18 protein-coding genes and 1 pseudogene are annotated in these 14,650 nt (G+C 29.3%); 13 read left to right on the top strand and 6 right to left on the bottom strand.

Translation table 11 applies throughout. The features are described 5' to 3' along the window. Both I6U48_RS12610 and I6U48_RS30100 read right to left on the bottom strand, forming a co-directional pair. Nucleotides 1-600 carry a helix-turn-helix domain-containing protein gene (locus I6U48_RS12610; protein WP_218320819.1) on the bottom strand — a complete coding sequence of 200 codons (600 nt, stop codon included), beginning with the start codon at nt 598-600 and terminating at the stop codon, nt 1-3. 127 nt (nt 601-727) lie between these two features. Then, a complete protein-coding gene (locus I6U48_RS30100) occupies nt 728-853 on the bottom strand; it encodes a hypothetical protein (RefSeq protein WP_281421818.1) in 126 nt (41 codons plus the stop codon). A 129-nt stretch (nt 854-982) separates the two neighbouring features. Here I6U48_RS30100 and I6U48_RS12605 point away from each other — a divergent pair, with 129 nt between their 5' ends. The 5 genes from I6U48_RS12605 (at nt 983) to I6U48_RS12585 (ending at nt 6,454) form a co-directional block, all read left to right on the top strand. After that, complete coding sequence (locus I6U48_RS12605) at nt 983-1,435, top strand: nuclease-related domain-containing protein (RefSeq protein ID WP_246615320.1); 453 nt, start codon at nt 983-985, stop codon at nt 1,433-1,435. 259 nt (nt 1,436-1,694) lie between these two features. Then, on the top strand, nt 1,695-4,403 hold the full coding sequence (locus tag I6U48_RS12600; RefSeq protein ID WP_218320818.1) for an AAA domain-containing protein: 2,709 nt from the start codon (nt 1,695-1,697) through the stop codon (nt 4,401-4,403). A gap of 95 nt (nt 4,404-4,498) precedes the next feature. Beyond that, a complete protein-coding gene (locus I6U48_RS12595) occupies nt 4,499-5,692 on the top strand; it encodes an ATP-binding protein (RefSeq protein WP_218320817.1) in 1,194 nt (397 codons plus the stop codon). Nucleotides 5,693-5,761: 69 nt separating this feature from the next. After that, the gene (locus I6U48_RS12590) at nt 5,762-5,923 is read left to right on the top strand and encodes a hypothetical protein (RefSeq protein ID WP_218320816.1); all 162 of its coding nucleotides are present in this window, start codon (nt 5,762-5,764) and stop codon (nt 5,921-5,923) included. 108 nt (nt 5,924-6,031) lie between these two features. After that, nucleotides 6,032-6,454, top strand: a complete 423-nt coding sequence (locus tag I6U48_RS12585) for a hypothetical protein (RefSeq protein WP_246615319.1) — start codon at nt 6,032-6,034, stop codon at nt 6,452-6,454. A gap of 244 nt (nt 6,455-6,698) precedes the next feature. Here the strand turns inward: I6U48_RS12585 and I6U48_RS12580 are convergent, their stop codons facing one another. Beyond that, nucleotides 6,699-7,670: a choloylglycine hydrolase family protein gene (locus I6U48_RS12580; protein ID WP_218320815.1), complete on the bottom strand. Its 972-nt coding sequence runs from the start codon at nt 7,668-7,670 to the stop codon at nt 6,699-6,701. Nucleotides 7,671-7,959: 289 nt separating this feature from the next. Between I6U48_RS12580 and I6U48_RS12575 the strand changes: the two genes are divergently transcribed. The 4 genes from I6U48_RS12575 to I6U48_RS12560 all read left to right on the top strand — a co-directional run bounded on the left by I6U48_RS12575 (nt 7,960) and on the right by I6U48_RS12560 (nt 9,593). Next, nucleotides 7,960-8,184, top strand: a complete 225-nt coding sequence (locus tag I6U48_RS12575; RefSeq protein ID WP_218320814.1) for a DUF1659 domain-containing protein — start codon at nt 7,960-7,962, stop codon at nt 8,182-8,184. A 13-nt stretch (nt 8,185-8,197) separates the two neighbouring features. Beyond that, the gene (locus I6U48_RS12570) at nt 8,198-8,416 is read left to right on the top strand and encodes a DUF2922 domain-containing protein (protein WP_218320813.1); all 219 of its coding nucleotides are present in this window, start codon (nt 8,198-8,200) and stop codon (nt 8,414-8,416) included. A 19-nt stretch (nt 8,417-8,435) separates the two neighbouring features. Then, complete coding sequence (locus I6U48_RS12565; protein ID WP_218320812.1) at nt 8,436-8,588, top strand: YvrJ family protein; 153 nt, start codon at nt 8,436-8,438, stop codon at nt 8,586-8,588. A 426-nt stretch (nt 8,589-9,014) separates the two neighbouring features. Then, nucleotides 9,015-9,593, top strand: coding sequence for a sigma-70 family RNA polymerase sigma factor (locus I6U48_RS12560; RefSeq protein ID WP_218320811.1), 579 nt, complete (start codon nt 9,015-9,017; stop codon nt 9,591-9,593). Nucleotides 9,594-9,694: 101 nt separating this feature from the next. On the opposite strand, the gene I6U48_RS12555 is transcribed toward I6U48_RS12560, so the two are convergent. Continuing rightward, on the bottom strand, nt 9,695-11,968 hold the full coding sequence (locus I6U48_RS12555; RefSeq protein ID WP_218320810.1) for a hypothetical protein: 2,274 nt from the start codon (nt 11,966-11,968) through the stop codon (nt 9,695-9,697). Between the two features lie 443 nt (nt 11,969-12,411). Here I6U48_RS12555 and I6U48_RS29675 point away from each other — a divergent pair, with 443 nt between their 5' ends. The 4 genes and pseudogenes from I6U48_RS29675 (at nt 12,412) to I6U48_RS30480 (ending at nt 13,326) form a co-directional block, all read left to right on the top strand. Continuing rightward, the gene (locus I6U48_RS29675; protein WP_246615318.1) at nt 12,412-12,687 is read left to right on the top strand and encodes a hypothetical protein; all 276 of its coding nucleotides are present in this window, start codon (nt 12,412-12,414) and stop codon (nt 12,685-12,687) included. A 10-nt stretch (nt 12,688-12,697) separates the two neighbouring features. Further along, a pseudogene (locus I6U48_RS30665) lies at nt 12,698-12,835 on the top strand (hypothetical protein); the annotation flags it as partial. Nucleotides 12,836-12,962: 127 nt separating this feature from the next. Next, the gene (locus I6U48_RS12545) at nt 12,963-13,100 is read left to right on the top strand and encodes a hypothetical protein (protein ID WP_218320809.1); all 138 of its coding nucleotides are present in this window, start codon (nt 12,963-12,965) and stop codon (nt 13,098-13,100) included. Between the two features lie 124 nt (nt 13,101-13,224). Then, nucleotides 13,225-13,326 (top strand): nuclease domain-containing protein, encoded by a 102-nt coding sequence (locus I6U48_RS30480; protein WP_218320839.1) that lies wholly within the window; start codon nt 13,225-13,227, stop codon nt 13,324-13,326. Here the strand turns inward: I6U48_RS30480 and dltX are convergent. Both dltX and dltD read right to left on the bottom strand, forming a co-directional pair. Next, nucleotides 13,323-13,418 (bottom strand): teichoic acid D-Ala incorporation-associated protein DltX, encoded by a 96-nt coding sequence (gene dltX, locus I6U48_RS30475; RefSeq protein ID WP_376774552.1) that lies wholly within the window; start codon nt 13,416-13,418, stop codon nt 13,323-13,325. The genes I6U48_RS30480 and dltX overlap by 4 nt on opposite strands. A gap of 16 nt (nt 13,419-13,434) precedes the next feature. Next, nucleotides 13,435-14,619, bottom strand: a complete 1,185-nt coding sequence (gene dltD / locus I6U48_RS12530) for a D-alanyl-lipoteichoic acid biosynthesis protein DltD (protein WP_218320807.1) — start codon at nt 14,617-14,619, stop codon at nt 13,435-13,437. Nucleotides 14,620-14,650: the final 31 nt, after the last annotated feature.

Raw genomic sequence — 14,650 nt, 5'->3', positions numbered from 1 at the left:
TTATTCTCCTTTATCGGTATCTTTCGCAGAACTGTCTAGTAACTGCTTATTTATTTCTCTTAACAAATCAGATTGCTTCCAGTCGTCCTTTTGTTCATCTGGATAGATAAGTTGCTGTGGCAAAGGAACGACAGTTTCAGATTCTGAAAAAGTATTTTCTTTATTGCTATCATAGAAATTCTTGATTTCTCTTTCTATCCATAGCTCGCGAACATCTTCAGGCATATAGCGGTCGCTTTTTGCCTTGGCAGTTCTGACAAGATAATCAAAATATACTTTGTCTATGCTAAGGACAGGATAATCAATATTTTCATTTCCGCTAGAATAATGAATATATTTCAGAAAAATATATTTTTCTAGCAATGCGAGAATAGAGTCGTTATCTTTTCCTGTGCAAATATAGTCATGCGACACATTGAAGTGTTCAGCAATACTACATTGATTTTCAAGAGTAAGCTGGGTTTCGCCTTTTTCTATTTTTGAAATAGAATTTTGTGAAAGACCGATTGCTTCTCCAAGCTTTTCTTGCGATTCACCCTTTTTTTCACGAAGATATTTTATTCGTTCCCCGACTGTTTTTGGCTCAAAATTGTTATCCATAGTACCCCCATTTCTAAAATACTTATTCATTAGTAATTATAATACTAATGAAAATAGCTATCAAGAATAATATTGGGTCGAAAACAGAAAAAACAGAAGCGATATTAGTAATTCTACTACTGAAAAGCTACTTAGACATTCCTGAAAATACTATATATACTATACTTAACGGAAGCGCAACCGAATAAAGCTGAAGCTGATATGGGCAGAAGCGGAAAGGAGCATTAGCAAGCTCAAGATAAATCTTTCGCAATGGGGTTAGACCCCCTTTGCAGAAACTGGAAGTTTTTGCGTGATAAATACTTAAAAACAAAATAAATATGTAAAATATTTACGAAATATGGTACAATTTGCTTATATCATACGTGAGGTGAGCAGTCGAATGGGCTTATTTAATAGAATGAAAGAACCGGTTTTTCTTAAGGAAGGCAGTGATGCAGAAGTACAATTAGAAAAGCTTAAAGCATTAGAACCATTACTTAATGCAGAAGGAAAAAATATAATAAAACAAGATATAAAATGTCTTGAATATGGAATTGCAGGAGAAAAGAGTATTACATTTGAATTAAAGAATAGTCATATGCCTATGTATATTTTGCATGATATCTATCTTAAGGATGGAGATTTGAGCGCCCAGATAGATTATCTTGTGTTTACAAAGAAGATTTGTTTTGTTATCGAATGTAAAAATCTTTATGGGGATATTGAAATTAATAGTATGGGTGACTTTATTCGTACCATAGAATTTGGTGGTAGGAAGAAGCAAGCTCAGACAGCAAGCATGTCCTCGCTAGGGTGTCAGGCACCACTCGAAATTTGTAAATATTTGGCGTAGCTTGAGCAGCAAATATTAATTATTATCTCAAGAGCGGTAACAGAAACTGATTGTAATTTGTATTTAATGCATTAAGTAAGGATAACAATTTTAAAAATGAATTGGAAATAAGGTTTTTAGAGTTTAAACCTTATTTCTATTTTTTTACTGTAAAAAATAATTTATGTGTAATAAAATGGTAGTATCATTTGAAATTTTATGTCAAATAAGTTATTAATATGAATAACATATAGAACGACAAAAATGAGAGGTAGTAATTTTGAATATTGAAAAGAACCTTATTCTTATAAAGAATGAAGATAAAACAGAAGAGGTTACATATTGTAAAAGGTCTAATCAAAAGTGTTGCATTACTTTTAAAAATAATAAAACTTATACATATAGCAATTACAATGTTGTATGGAGTACCAATTTTATAGAAATTGATACACAAGCAGTTATTGTCTACGAAGATAAAATTCCAATATTAGGGATAATTAAGATTATTAAATTCCAAGAGCATAATTATATTAGATTAATATTTAAAACTGGATATCATAAGTTATATCATATATCAGAGTTAACTATAGAAAAGAATGCTTTAAAAAATTCAACCTCTAAGAATTGTTTTACATACCTAAAGGAGCTTGCAAGTAATATCGATTTTGAAAACGATAATGATTTTATTAGCAAACAGTTTGAGGCTATGACTGCCATTAGTCCAAGTAGTGTTTTAGCTAACTATTTAAACCAAAAAACAATAAGACATTTAAAAAATAATAAACAAATAATATTTCCTTTCGGATTTAATATAAGTCAAAAGGAAGCTGCAGAAAAAGCTTTGAGTAATCAAATTAGTATTATTGAAGGGCCACCAGGAACTGGCAAAACTCAGACTATACTAAACATTATTGCAAATGCTATTATAGATAACAAAACTGTGGCAGTTGTTTCAAATAATAATTCTGCTACTTTGAATGTTTTTGAAAAACTTAAGAAATATAATGTTGACTTTATAGCAGCATATTTAGGTAATAATGAGAATAGAAAAAGTTTTTTTCAATCTCAAAATAATCAATATCCTAATATGGGCAATTATAGATTAGATAACGAAAATTTAGAAAAAATAAAAGCGGATTTGATGAATTCTCAAAAAATGTTGGAAGAAATGCTAGAGAAAAAGAATAAATTAGCTGCTTTAAAAATCGAAAAATCAAATTTAATTACTGAAGAAGAATATTTTAAAATCTACAGTAATGATGACAAAATTCAATTATCACGTTCGCTGCTAAGATTGAGTTCAGAAAAAATAATATCATTATTATTTCAATATAATATGATTTTAGAAAAGCATCAGTACATAAAACTCATATATAAGGTTAAATTTTTATTTACTCATAGGATTTGGAATTTTAGGTTTTATAATAATTCCCCAGAAATCATAGAAAAATATCTTAAAGAATTGTACTATAAATTAAAATTGGAAGAATTAAATAAAGAAATTCAAACCTTAGAAAGAGTCTTAGATAAATATAGTTTTGATGGTGAAATGAAAAAATTCAGTGAAAACTCTATGGCTTTGTTAAAGCATACATTATATAAAAGATTTAATAAAAGCAAAAATAGAACGATTTTTGATGAAAATGTATTGTGGAAGAATTTTGGTGATTTCATTAACGAATATCCTATAATACTTAGTACAACTCATTCTTTAAGAAAATGTGCAAGTAAGAATTATTTGTTTGACTATGTTATCATAGACGAAGCTTCTCAGGTTGATATAGTTACTGGAGCTTTGGCTTTTTCTTGTGCTAAAAATGTTGTTATTGTAGGAGATTTAAAACAATTACCTAATGTAGTTACTAAAGAGAATAAAGATATTAGTAACAGTATTTATGAGAGATATAAGTTAAATGAAGGCTATAAATATTCAGAGAATAGTCTGTTAGCTTCAATAAGCATGCTGTATAGTGAGGTACCAAAGACATTACTTAGGGAGCATTATAGGTGTCATCCTAAAATAATAGATTTTTGTAATAAAAAGTTTTATGATAATCAACTGATTATTTTAACGGATGAAAGTTCCTGTGATAAACCTTTAGAAGTGTATAAGACAGTAAAAGGTAATCATGAAAGAAACCATTATAATCAGAGGCAGATAGATGTAATATTAAAAGAAATAATCCCAAAATTAAAAGGAAATAAATCTGTAGGAATAGCGTCACCTTATAGAAATCAGATAAAGGAATTAAAAGATGTAATTAGTAATGAAAATATCGAAATTGATACAGTACATAAATATCAAGGAAGAGAAAAGAAAATTATTATCCTTTCAACGGTTTCAAATGAAGCAAATGATTTTATGGATAATGCTAATCTTTTAAATGTAGCTATATCAAGAGCGGAGAACAAATTAATTATCGTTGTTTCTGACAATGAAGAATTGCTGAATAGCAGTAATATTGGAGATTTAATCAGATATATACAATATAACAACCTGGAAATCATAAATAGCAGTATATATTCTATATTTGACTTGCTATATAGTTCATATTCTGAACAATTGCTGGAGTTTATTAAAAAGAATAAAAAAGTTTCTAAATATAATTCTGAAAATTTAATGAATTCGTTAATAGAAAAAGTATTAGCTTATGAAGAATTCAAGTCATTAGGTAAGGTTTTACATTACCAACTTAATATGCTTATTCGTGATACTTCGAAATTAGATGAAAAAGAATTAAAATATGTAACAAGTCCATTAACTCATACTGACTTTTTCATATTTCGAAAAATAGACAAAATGCCTGTTTTAGTAGTAGAAGTAGATGGATATGCCTTTCATTTAAATAATCCAGAGCAATTAGAACGAGATAAGATGAAAGATAGAATTTTAGCGAAATATAATATACCAATATTAAGATTACCCACTAATGGAAGTGAGGAAGAAAAGAAGCTTAAAGATAAATTGATTGAGGTATTGAATATTTAATTACAGCAGGTTCACATCAGTCTTTTCAGTATAAATATGATCTGAAGGGACTTTTATTTTCATCAGTGAAAATGTTGTAATGATTTGTAGTATTTATGAATAATATTATATTGATATCAATAATATTAGAGATGGTAAAAATAAGTAATAATTTAATTTCTATGGAGCCATATAAAGATATTTTCATTAGCATACTGACAAGGGATATCGATTTTAAAGATGCAATTTTAGATTTAGTGAATAATTCCATTGATGCTGCTAAGAAAAATAGAAAGACAAATGATTTAACAAATTTTGAAATTAAAATAACAATTGATAAAAGCAAATTTATAATAAGTGATAACTGTGGGGGCATTAGCATAGATACTGCTACTAAATCTGCATTTAGATTTGGCAATGATAAGACAAGCAGTTATGATGATGAGTCAGTAGGAAGATTCGGTATTGGTATGAAAAGAGCTATTTTTAAAATAGGGAATATGATAACAGTTGAGTCAGCGACAGAAAAGGAATATTTTAAGGTAATAATTGATGTGGTTGATTGGCAAAGACAGAGAGATTGGGATATTAAGTTTAAGCAGATAATAGAGAATAAAAACAAAACAGTTGGGACAACCATTAAAGTAACCAATCTTAAAGAAGATACAATAAGGAGATTTGCCCAAGGTACTTTTATAGTATCTCTTGAAGAAGTAATAAGTGAAAAGCATAGTGATGCATTAGAGAATGGTATAAGAATTATATTAAATAATTTTGTTATCGATCCATTACCTAAGGAAAAGCAGGTGAAAGTTATTGAACTACAAGTAAAAGAAAAAGGATTCAATGGTTCGGTTTCTGTATATAAAGCAGAATGTAATAAAAAATTGGCTGGATGGTATATAAAATTTAACAATCGTGTAATTATAAAAGCTGATAAGTCACAACTAACAGGTTGGGGGCTTTCGAAGATAAGAGATAAAATTAAGACTATAGAATTTGAAGAAAGGTTCTCTTCTTTTAGAGGCTATGTAGACTTAAAGGATACTAAGTTTAGAATGTTACCTTTTAATACAACAAAGAATTCAGTTAACACGGATTCTGAGGAGTATGAGAAAATACTAGGCTATATGGTTGAGGCTATGAATAAATCTATGCAGCATTTTGGTGATTTCGGATTAAAATGTATTTCATACAAGAGACCTATTGAGCAGGTTACAAAACTTATGAAATTATTAAATTTAAAATATGCTAAGGATGTTGGAGAGTATACTTACGATCAGTACATAAAAAACAATAATATCAAATAAGAACAAATGTTTGCATATTGTCTGGTAAAATAGACCATACTATATCTATAAGCATTGGAGGGATATAATATGGTCTATTCATGTGTTAAAGAAGAAGATCCTATAACTTTGATAAAAGAAGAAAAGCAAAGTTATGGAAGTAAAAAGAGAAAAAAACATATTCAGATGGATAAAATTTTAAAGAGGATATTTACTCTAAAAAACTCTAAACCAATAAATAGACTTTCTTAATTCAGCTTATAAAGACAACATATCTTATGAAGCAAAGTTATATTATGCTGATAGGGAAATCAATAACTTTGAAAAGAAAAGTAGCAGATATTTAAATTAAGAAAAAGAATGTATAAAATAAATATTAGCAATTTATCTTTTGAAGAAAAGAAAGATAAGATGATACATGTATATAATGATTTGAAAATAGTTATAAAAGATACTTTAAAAGCTATAGATTTATCGTATAATAATAGTAAGATAACATTGGAAGATTATGATGAAATGACATCTGTTATAGAAAACATTAATTCATATTTTTTAAGCATGTACGGAAAATATAAGGATTTTGATGAGGAGGTTAAAGATATGGTGAAGAGTTTTTACGATCCTAAGGTTGAAGAAAGAGGAATAGAAAAAGGAAAGATAGAAATAGCATCAGAAATGATAAAAGAAGGAGAGCCTATAGAAAAGATCAAGAAGTACACAAAACTAGATGAAAATAAGATTTTAGAATTAATGAAACAAATAGGAAGTGAAAAAGTTCAGTAAAATGTGGTGAGGTTTACCACATTTTTATTTTACAGAGAAATTACTAAAGGTAGCAAGTAAGGATTGTTAATAAATTGTTTTGTAAAATATAGAAAGAGGTTCTGCAAGTATACACTTCTTGGAGAATCTCTTTCTATAGGGAGGCGAGCTAAATGCAATTAAAGGATTTTACTGTTGATGGAATTGTATAAATATGTTATTATGCTTTTTTAAAGTGGAGTTTATACAACTAACTACGTTCAAATTATACAGGGAATACAACGCTTCCAAGAAAGATTGGTTGAGTACTAAGCATATAATAATCCCAGAGACTTGCCCTTATGATTTGATTATTCTCATAAGTTTTAAAATAATATTCGCATGTATTAGTGTTTATAAAAGCAATATATTTCGTATAATCAGCGGTTCCTTTATCAGTTAAGACAATACCCTTAGGAATAAAAACGCTGTTCATAATATGGAAGCATGTCATAATTGCTTCGGACCGGTTTTTCGGAACTGTCACATGTGTTTTTAGAAATGCTGTGCGAACGAAACGCTCAGGAGAGGTAAAGCCTCCTGGGAGATGTATGGTTCCTGCACCCTGACCAAAAGGGGTTAATGATACATTTCCCCAATAAACTTTCTTTTGTTGATTAATTGATACATCCATATAATTTCTTAGATTGGTCATATGCCAGTTAAAATCAGGACTATTGGCCATGACACCTATGGGATTATCAATTATTTCAAGACCTGTCTTAGTTTGTTCAATAACAACACATTTGCCACTTTTATCAGTAGCAATCCAATGTAAAGGAGCAGCTGTTTTGGTAACTGGATCTTGTATACCTACGATACGGATGTTTTCTAATAAAGACTTTAAATCATCCACAGAACCACAACGTCCTAAAATATAATGTAGAAAATCTAGTGAAGCAATCTGCTCCTTATCCTTTATAGGTAAATCATAATAAGCATAACCTGCAAAGTATAAGACTGCGGCAGCAAATCCTCGTTCATTTACACCATCGAAAAAACCTAACATGCCTTCGGTTTCTTGACCAATACAGATAAAGCTATAGTTATCAATGTATTTTTCCGTTGTTATAAGGCTATGCCATTTGTAATTTTTAGGTATTACATAAACCCCAGGTTCAATGGGATGGGAAAAGTCCATGGTTCTTCCAAAAAAGTTCTCACCTTGCATAGATTGTAATGTAATAGCTGTACACATACCATAAGACCTCCAATGTTATAAATGTCATTATTATAATGTATGCTTCCATAGTAAATAAGGTGCAACTTCCTCAATCAAGCCGCCAAAGTTTTTATAATTGGCGGCTTATTTCATTTTAGATGAATTAATAATCCCAGCAGATAGAAAATATAAAAGACCTATAGTTGACAATTGCTTAATTATGTTAACTAAAATGAAAGGTAAACTTCTTTATAACTTTTTTAAAAATTCTGCTTCCTACATTTCCTCGAACTGTATATATATTAAGTGAAGGGAGTTGATAAATATGGCTGCAACAGCAACAAAACTGCAAACTACATTAATTATCAAATATAAGGATGGTGTAGATGCCAAGGGTAAAGAGAAAATAAAATCTCAGAATTTCAAAAAGGTAAAGACTACAGCAGCAGAGCAGGATCTTTATGATGTATCTATTGAAATTGGTAAGCTTCTTGGAAAAACTTTAGATGAAGTTGTAAGAGAAGATCAAAGTGGAATAATGAATGCTTAAGGGGGTAGAGTAGATGAGTAAAACATTAGTTATGAATTTTTTAAATGAGTCAGGTAAAAAGACAGCTGTAAGAGTGAGTAATGTTAAGGAAGACATTACTGAAGCAGAGGTAAAGAATGCTATGGATGTGATACTAGCTAAAAACATATTCACAACCAGCGGTGGAGATTTAAAATCGAAAGATTCTGCAGAACTTACTGATAAAAGTAGCTCTAAGCTTGAAGTTAAATAAGTATTGTTGGAGTTAGCTTATGAGTAATGATCTTGTAAACATGATAGGTAACCTGGGATTTCCTATAGCAGTTTCTGTATATCTGCTGGTGAGACTAGAGGGCAAGCTTGAAGTGTTAACACAGAGCATAAATAATCTTTCGAAAGTTATTGATAAGTCTAGTGAAGATTAGAAGCTGGGTACAAGAATAAAATAATTCTTGTACCTGCTTTTTTTATATATTTCATACAGAATAAGTTAAAAATTTCTGATCATTATAATATGTTATTTTATGTTTTTTGTAAATTATAATTTACAAAAAACATAATTTACAAAAATTTGCAATTTACTGAGAAAAAATGTATAATATAAATAGAAATTTTTACCAAATAACGCCGGCATTTTTACAAGAAAACTGAATAGGTAAATGATTAAATTTTTAGAAAATAATACAAAATGAAATATTTAAATCTTATATAAATATACAAAAGTTAATTATGATCAATAATCTGGTTGAAGAGATAAGAATAATAAGTAAAGAAAAAAATTAAAGGTATTGAAGATAGTTTGTACAAACAAAAGGTTATTTTTATAATCTAAAGAACAGGGGGATTTAAACATGAGCGAAGACATAAATGAAATGATTTTAAAAGCAAAAAAAGGAGATAAAATAGCTACCCAAAAAATAATAGAAAAGTACACGCCTTTTGCTATTAAGACTGCTAGAAGTGTTTATATAAAGGGCTATGATATTGAAGATTTTATTGCTGTTGGACAAGCGGCAGTAATTAAAGCGATAAATATCTATGATACTCATAAAAGCAGTGCTTTTACAACTTATGTGTTTAACACTATTAAAACAGAAGTGTATCAGGTTCTAAGAAAGAATAAAAAAGAAGCAAGCTGCTGTAGTCTTCATAGTTTAAATAAAGATGGCTTCGAGTTTATAAATACTTTAGTTTCTGATTTTAATATAGAAGAGGATAGTATAAAAAGGGAAGAGAAAACTATTTTACGGGCAGCTTTAAAAAAGCTTAATGAAGAAGAAAAGGAAATTATTTATTGGTATTTTTATCATAATAGGACTTTAAAGGATTATGGAAAATTCAAAGGTATAAGTTACAGATCAGCAATAGAGAGAAAGAAAAAAGCTGTTGCAAAATTAAAGAAATATTTAAAAAAGTTGAAATTCTTTTAATATAAAATAGTTATATTGATAACTAGGTCGATTTTACATGGTGGTTATCTGTAATAAGGGGCTGTAGTTCTTTATAAGTGCTACAACCCCTTATTAAATTTCTATTCAACCATAAAATCCACATCTATATTATTTTCTTTAAGCTTGTCCACATATAGAACCGCAGCTCTAAAAGTCTTTTTAGTACCATTAAAAGTATTAGTAACATGAAAAGAAGTAGGTTTGTTATAAGCTTTACAATAGTTCATTTTACTTATCTGCTTTTTAAAGCCTCCAAGGGTGAGCACTTCTATGTCAAGATTATGGTCTTTGCAGTATTTGAGGAGCCTATCATAGAATACAGTGTAATTTAGTCTAAGTACCTTGTCACCATCAAAGTCCTTTGTACAGTTATAATCAGCACCCTGTACAAGTTCACCATTTGCGGCCATTCTATTAAGAGTCTCAAGGGTAATATCCACAACACTTTTGCTTTTAGCGTTATCTTCTAAAAGTTCCTTTACAACAGAAGTTTTAAGGGCAGTTTCTATATCCTTAGAGGAGTAGCCGGTAGCTTCTTTAAAATTAAGCCCTAAGTCTGCAAACACTTCTAAAAGAAGGGATAGTCCTAAAAGAGCATTTGTTATAGATTCTTTTATTCTCTCACTATGTATATTGTCGCCGGAAAATTTTTTGTAAAACATATTATAGGCAGTTTTTAGGTTTTCTTCACTCATTTTTAATCCTCCCATTAATAGACTGTTTCCAAGCTTGGATAACAGTTCACTGTTTTCTTTAAGATTAACAAAATTCTTTTTAGTGTCTTTAGTAAGGTTAGAGGTAGATAAGAAGATTTTAAGACTTCTTTCAATATTGGCAGTTTCTGTAATGCCCATTTCACCACAGAGTATTACAGAAGAACGAGGGATAAATTCAATATTTTTCCCCAGGTTTTGAGTTCCTTTTATAGTTTTGTGGGCATCATAGGAGTTTCTCATTATGTTTGAAATTAGGTTAACTCTATAAGTACCAATTTTTTTGGGTTTATATTCATCAATAATTAAAGGAAGAAAGTTGCTGCTGCTTGCAAGTTTTGTAAAAGCAAAGTTGGTACAGGTGCTGGCATCTAGAATATTTCCATTATATCCAAGGAGGGGAGCGGCTATATTCTCTAGAGTCTGGCTTTTTCCACTGCCGCTCTGACCTTCTATTAGAAGATGGTTGTATTTTATTCCAATATGCTCAAGCTTACCTTTTAGAAACAAGCCGCAGAGATATGGAATTAAAGTAGCAGTTACAGATAGAGCATTAAAGTTAAAAAGTGACGGTGCTATTTTTCGTAATTCCTCCTTTGTGATACAGGGAAATTCCAATAAATTGCTGTGAGCTTCTCTAAAATCTTCAAGGACTAGAGCTGAAGAATTAAAATAAAGCTTTTCACTTACAGCATTATCGTTATCAACAAAAAACCATTGTTTATTTATTTTATGCAAGCCTTCATAGGTAACTCCAGTTATAATATTGGTTGTATTTTCAGATACTGCTGCTTTTATATGCTGAAGATCTGAAGTGGAGCCATTAAAAATCATAGAAAAGCTGTTAACAGCCTTTTTAAAGGATAGTGCATCGTTAAAATCCTGTGGAGTAAAAATTCTCTCCTCAACACGATTGCTATTACACTGCTTTAATTCACATTTTATGAGGTCTTCATAAGGAGATATAATTATATGTTTAGGTTCGATTATAAAATTTGTGATAAAGACTTTTTTGCCCTTATAGTACTTGTAATAGCAGCCATCTTCCACATGTATAGGAAAATTGTAATTTGTAGTTTTACTGATTACCTCTGGGCCGTTTATTAGCTCTTCCAGTTGTTTTTTTGTTACACCTTCATTAATCCAGTTTGCAATACTCATATTTTCCCTGAGGTCAGGAAGATCTATAATTCCTATGCTTTTACAGCAGTTTTTAAAAGTCTTACATACAGCTTTAGAATACTCTTTGCTGCGATTACTATTATGTGGGAAGATTATAATGTCAGCTCTTTTTATTTGTTCACTATATTTTTTACTGAACTTGTTAAAGCTTTTAAGACCGCCAAAATTTGTAGTTGCAATGAAACCCATGTTCATTAGCGCGTCGGCGGATTTTTCATCTTCCACATATATAATAGTTTCATTATTTTTTATACCCTTTATTACAGATGGGAGCGCATAAAGCACTGGTTCAATATTTTTAAAATCTGAAATCCATTCTTCGCTTTTATCTTTACTGTAGCAGCGAAAGCTTTTTTTTAGGATTCCATTTTGAAACCATTCACTGCTTTCAACCTTGTAAAGTATAATGCCATCCTCATTTCTGTAATAATGCTCTGTTATATTTTTGTTGTTTACCATGGTAATTCACTCTCCAAGCAGCTTTAATTTAGCTTACAACTAATATATATACAGAGGGTAGTAAAGCAGGAAGATAAAAAATGTTAACAAACTGTAAACGTTACAGGATTACAACTTTTAAAAAATAGGTAGAGTAGTAATTTTTATTTTTAGAAATTTGACTTTTTTATTATGAAATATATATTTTTGTTTTTTTGTAATAATTATATTTAATTAGTGTGGAAGCTTTATTTTTAAGGGATGGGAGAGTTACATGTTGTTGTAAGTGTGGTGAAATTAAAGTAACTATAGATTTATGGAAAGAGAAACAATAAATTAAAACAAAGCCAAGAATACTTACCAATAAAAATAAGTTTTGAAGGTATAGGAGATTTGGTTTTTGAAAAGGAATTAGTGGAATTGAAATAAGCAATAAAATATTTGAAGAAATAATTTACAATTATATGCTTTCAAAATCAAGAACAACCTACAAAGATATGAGTAAATATAATTTTAAAGACAAGTTTATAACTAATGAAGGTGGTCTGTGTATCGAAAAAATATTACTTAAGTTTCAGCAATTTATAAAAGAACAATATAGCCATATAGATGCTGCATTTATAGAAAGGGAAGGAAGACTTTTATTTCTTGCCTTTATTAAACCTATAATTAATGGTGTGGGATTTGATTTTAAAGAAGTTCAAATTTCAGAAGAAAAGCAGAGAACCCAAAATCTATGATTTGGTGTGAATCGCTTTCACAGAGTGCAAGAGATTAGATATAGTTATAACTTACAATAATTTTAAGTATATAATTGAACTTAAAGTGTGGAGAGGGGAAAAATATCATAAAAAAGGGGTAGTACAGCTTAGTGATTATTTGGATATTCATGGTATGAATGAAGGGTTCTTACTTGTATTTAATTTTAACGAAAATAAAGAATATAAAAAGGAAGTTATTATTGAAAATAACAAGGAAATATTTACTGTACATGTATAAATTATAAAAAGGAAAGATGGAAGAAAAAATAGAAACAGCATCAGAGATGATAAAAGAAGGTGAACCTTTAGAAAAGATTAAGAAGTACACAAAATTAGATGAAAATAAAATTTTGGAATTAATAAAGAAAATTGGAAACGAAAAAGTTCAGTAAAATGTGGTGAGATTCACCACACTTTTATTGACTGATAGAATATATTTAAGGAAAAAGTGCTAATCTTGTGAGGATGGAGCACTTTTTTCTTTGCTATTGATTTCCAAGTGAAGGTCTTTATAAAATAACACCAAAGAAACTCTGTAAGCTATATGAGATATGGTGTTATATGAAACTTCATAGAATATTAAATGAAATGGGTTTTGTAACTATTAAATTCCACTAAAATTCATTATATATAAAGTTAACTTTAGTAACAGTAAGATAGATAAAAATAAATATTAATGCAATCATTATTGATGAATAAAACACAATCATATAAACTATATTATTTTTAATTTTCGTGATAATATTGATCAATTGCTTTATTAACATAAATCCACCCTTTCCAGCCTAAATGTGAGCCATCCTTTAAAAAATAATCATCATATTCATGATTTGAAAAATCGGCTACTTGAAAACCATATGACTTAACAATTTTATTTATTTTATTATAATAAGCTTTCCTATCCGCCTTATTAAAACCACAATAGTCATACCATTTTCCATTCACAGGTATATTTAAAATTAAAGGTCTTATACCCTCTTCCTTGCAAACATCTAGAAGTAGCTTAAAATCATCATATTCAGGTGATACCTTATAAGAGGAGTTCTTCATAGACCCATTTTTTAACCCTTTCTTTGTCATATTTTTATAAGAACTATCATCCATACCAAATTTATTATGGCTTCTCTTTTTAGCATTATCTACTGCGTTTTTTAGTTCAGAGTTCCAATTAATATTCTTAGGTATTTCTTTTTCGTATTTAGACATTTTTTTATTTGACTTTAAGAGTTTATCACTATTTATTTCATCTTTTATTGATAAAAGTTCATATCTTATCCAATAGTAGGGAGTCATACTATATTGCAACGCTCTATTGTATAAGTCATCATTAGAGTATAGCTCACAGTAGTTTCTCATAATCTGAAAATCTTTGTTAGACTTTTTTTTACTGATTTGAAGTATTCTCTTAGCTAAAGTAATCTTTAGCTTTCTATCTATACTAGGATTTAATAAAAAACCGTACACTTGATATTCAGAAGAATTAGCTTCGAAGGTATTTTCAGATATACCACCCTTAGTAAACCATTGGGGTGATAACACAAATACCACCTTTTGATTTTTCAATTCCTTACCCAATGCCCCAAAGTCTACTGCATGGACTAAAGACTGATATCCAGCTCTTCCAATTAGGTCCACCTGAAACCCAGCTTTCTTATTATTAAAGAAATTATAAGGATGTGTAGCATAGTCTCTGCTAACTTCAAACTCAGAGGAACCAAACATCAAAAGATTATCCCCGCTTTTAACTCCTTCTTTTTGTAATATAAGACTCTTAAATTTGTTATCTGTTAACATTTCTGCTGCCTTATCATAATATTCATCATGTATTTTATTAGCATAATATTCTTTCATTCCAAATATAAATAAAAAACAAAACAGTATTGAAAAAAGAAAAGCTATGAGTTTTTTCATATTTTATACTACCTCTGTTTCCTAGCGTTGA

Origin of the sequence: Clostridium thailandense (assembly GCF_019207025.1) — a bacterium.
GTDB lineage: Bacteria > Bacillota > Clostridia > Clostridiales > Clostridiaceae > Clostridium_AM > Clostridium_AM thailandense.
Note: the sequence above shows the minus strand (reverse complement) of the source record. Positions and strands in the feature narration are given on the sequence as shown.

Coding starts and splice junctions, on each gene's coding strand:
- I6U48_RS12610 (WP_218320819.1), bottom strand. CDS start 600: ATGGATAACAATTTTGAGCCAAAAACAGTCGGGGAACGAATAAAATAT.
- I6U48_RS12605 (WP_246615320.1), top strand. CDS start 983: ATGGGCTTATTTAATAGAATGAAAGAACCGGTTTTTCTTAAGGAAGGC.
- I6U48_RS12595 (WP_218320817.1), top strand. CDS start 4,499: ATGAATAATATTATATTGATATCAATAATATTAGAGATGGTAAAAATA.
- I6U48_RS12590 (WP_218320816.1), top strand. CDS start 5,762: ATGGTCTATTCATGTGTTAAAGAAGAAGATCCTATAACTTTGATAAAA.
- I6U48_RS12585 (WP_246615319.1), top strand. CDS start 6,032: ATGTATAAAATAAATATTAGCAATTTATCTTTTGAAGAAAAGAAAGAT.
- I6U48_RS12580 (WP_218320815.1), bottom strand. CDS start 7,670: ATGTGTACAGCTATTACATTACAATCTATGCAAGGTGAGAACTTTTTT.
- I6U48_RS12575 (WP_218320814.1), top strand. CDS start 7,960: ATGGCTGCAACAGCAACAAAACTGCAAACTACATTAATTATCAAATAT.
- I6U48_RS12570 (WP_218320813.1), top strand. CDS start 8,198: ATGAGTAAAACATTAGTTATGAATTTTTTAAATGAGTCAGGTAAAAAG.
- I6U48_RS12565 (WP_218320812.1), top strand. CDS start 8,436: ATGAGTAATGATCTTGTAAACATGATAGGTAACCTGGGATTTCCTATA.
- I6U48_RS12560 (WP_218320811.1), top strand. CDS start 9,015: ATGAGCGAAGACATAAATGAAATGATTTTAAAAGCAAAAAAAGGAGAT.
- I6U48_RS12555 (WP_218320810.1), bottom strand. CDS start 11,968: ATGGTAAACAACAAAAATATAACAGAGCATTATTACAGAAATGAGGAT.
- I6U48_RS29675 (WP_246615318.1), top strand. CDS start 12,412: ATGCTTTCAAAATCAAGAACAACCTACAAAGATATGAGTAAATATAAT.
- I6U48_RS12545 (WP_218320809.1), top strand. CDS start 12,963: ATGGAAGAAAAAATAGAAACAGCATCAGAGATGATAAAAGAAGGTGAA.
- dltX (WP_376774552.1), bottom strand. CDS start 13,418: ATGATTGTGTTTTATTCATCAATAATGATTGCATTAATATTTATTTTT.
- dltD (WP_218320807.1), bottom strand. CDS start 14,619: ATGAAAAAACTCATAGCTTTTCTTTTTTCAATACTGTTTTGTTTTTTA.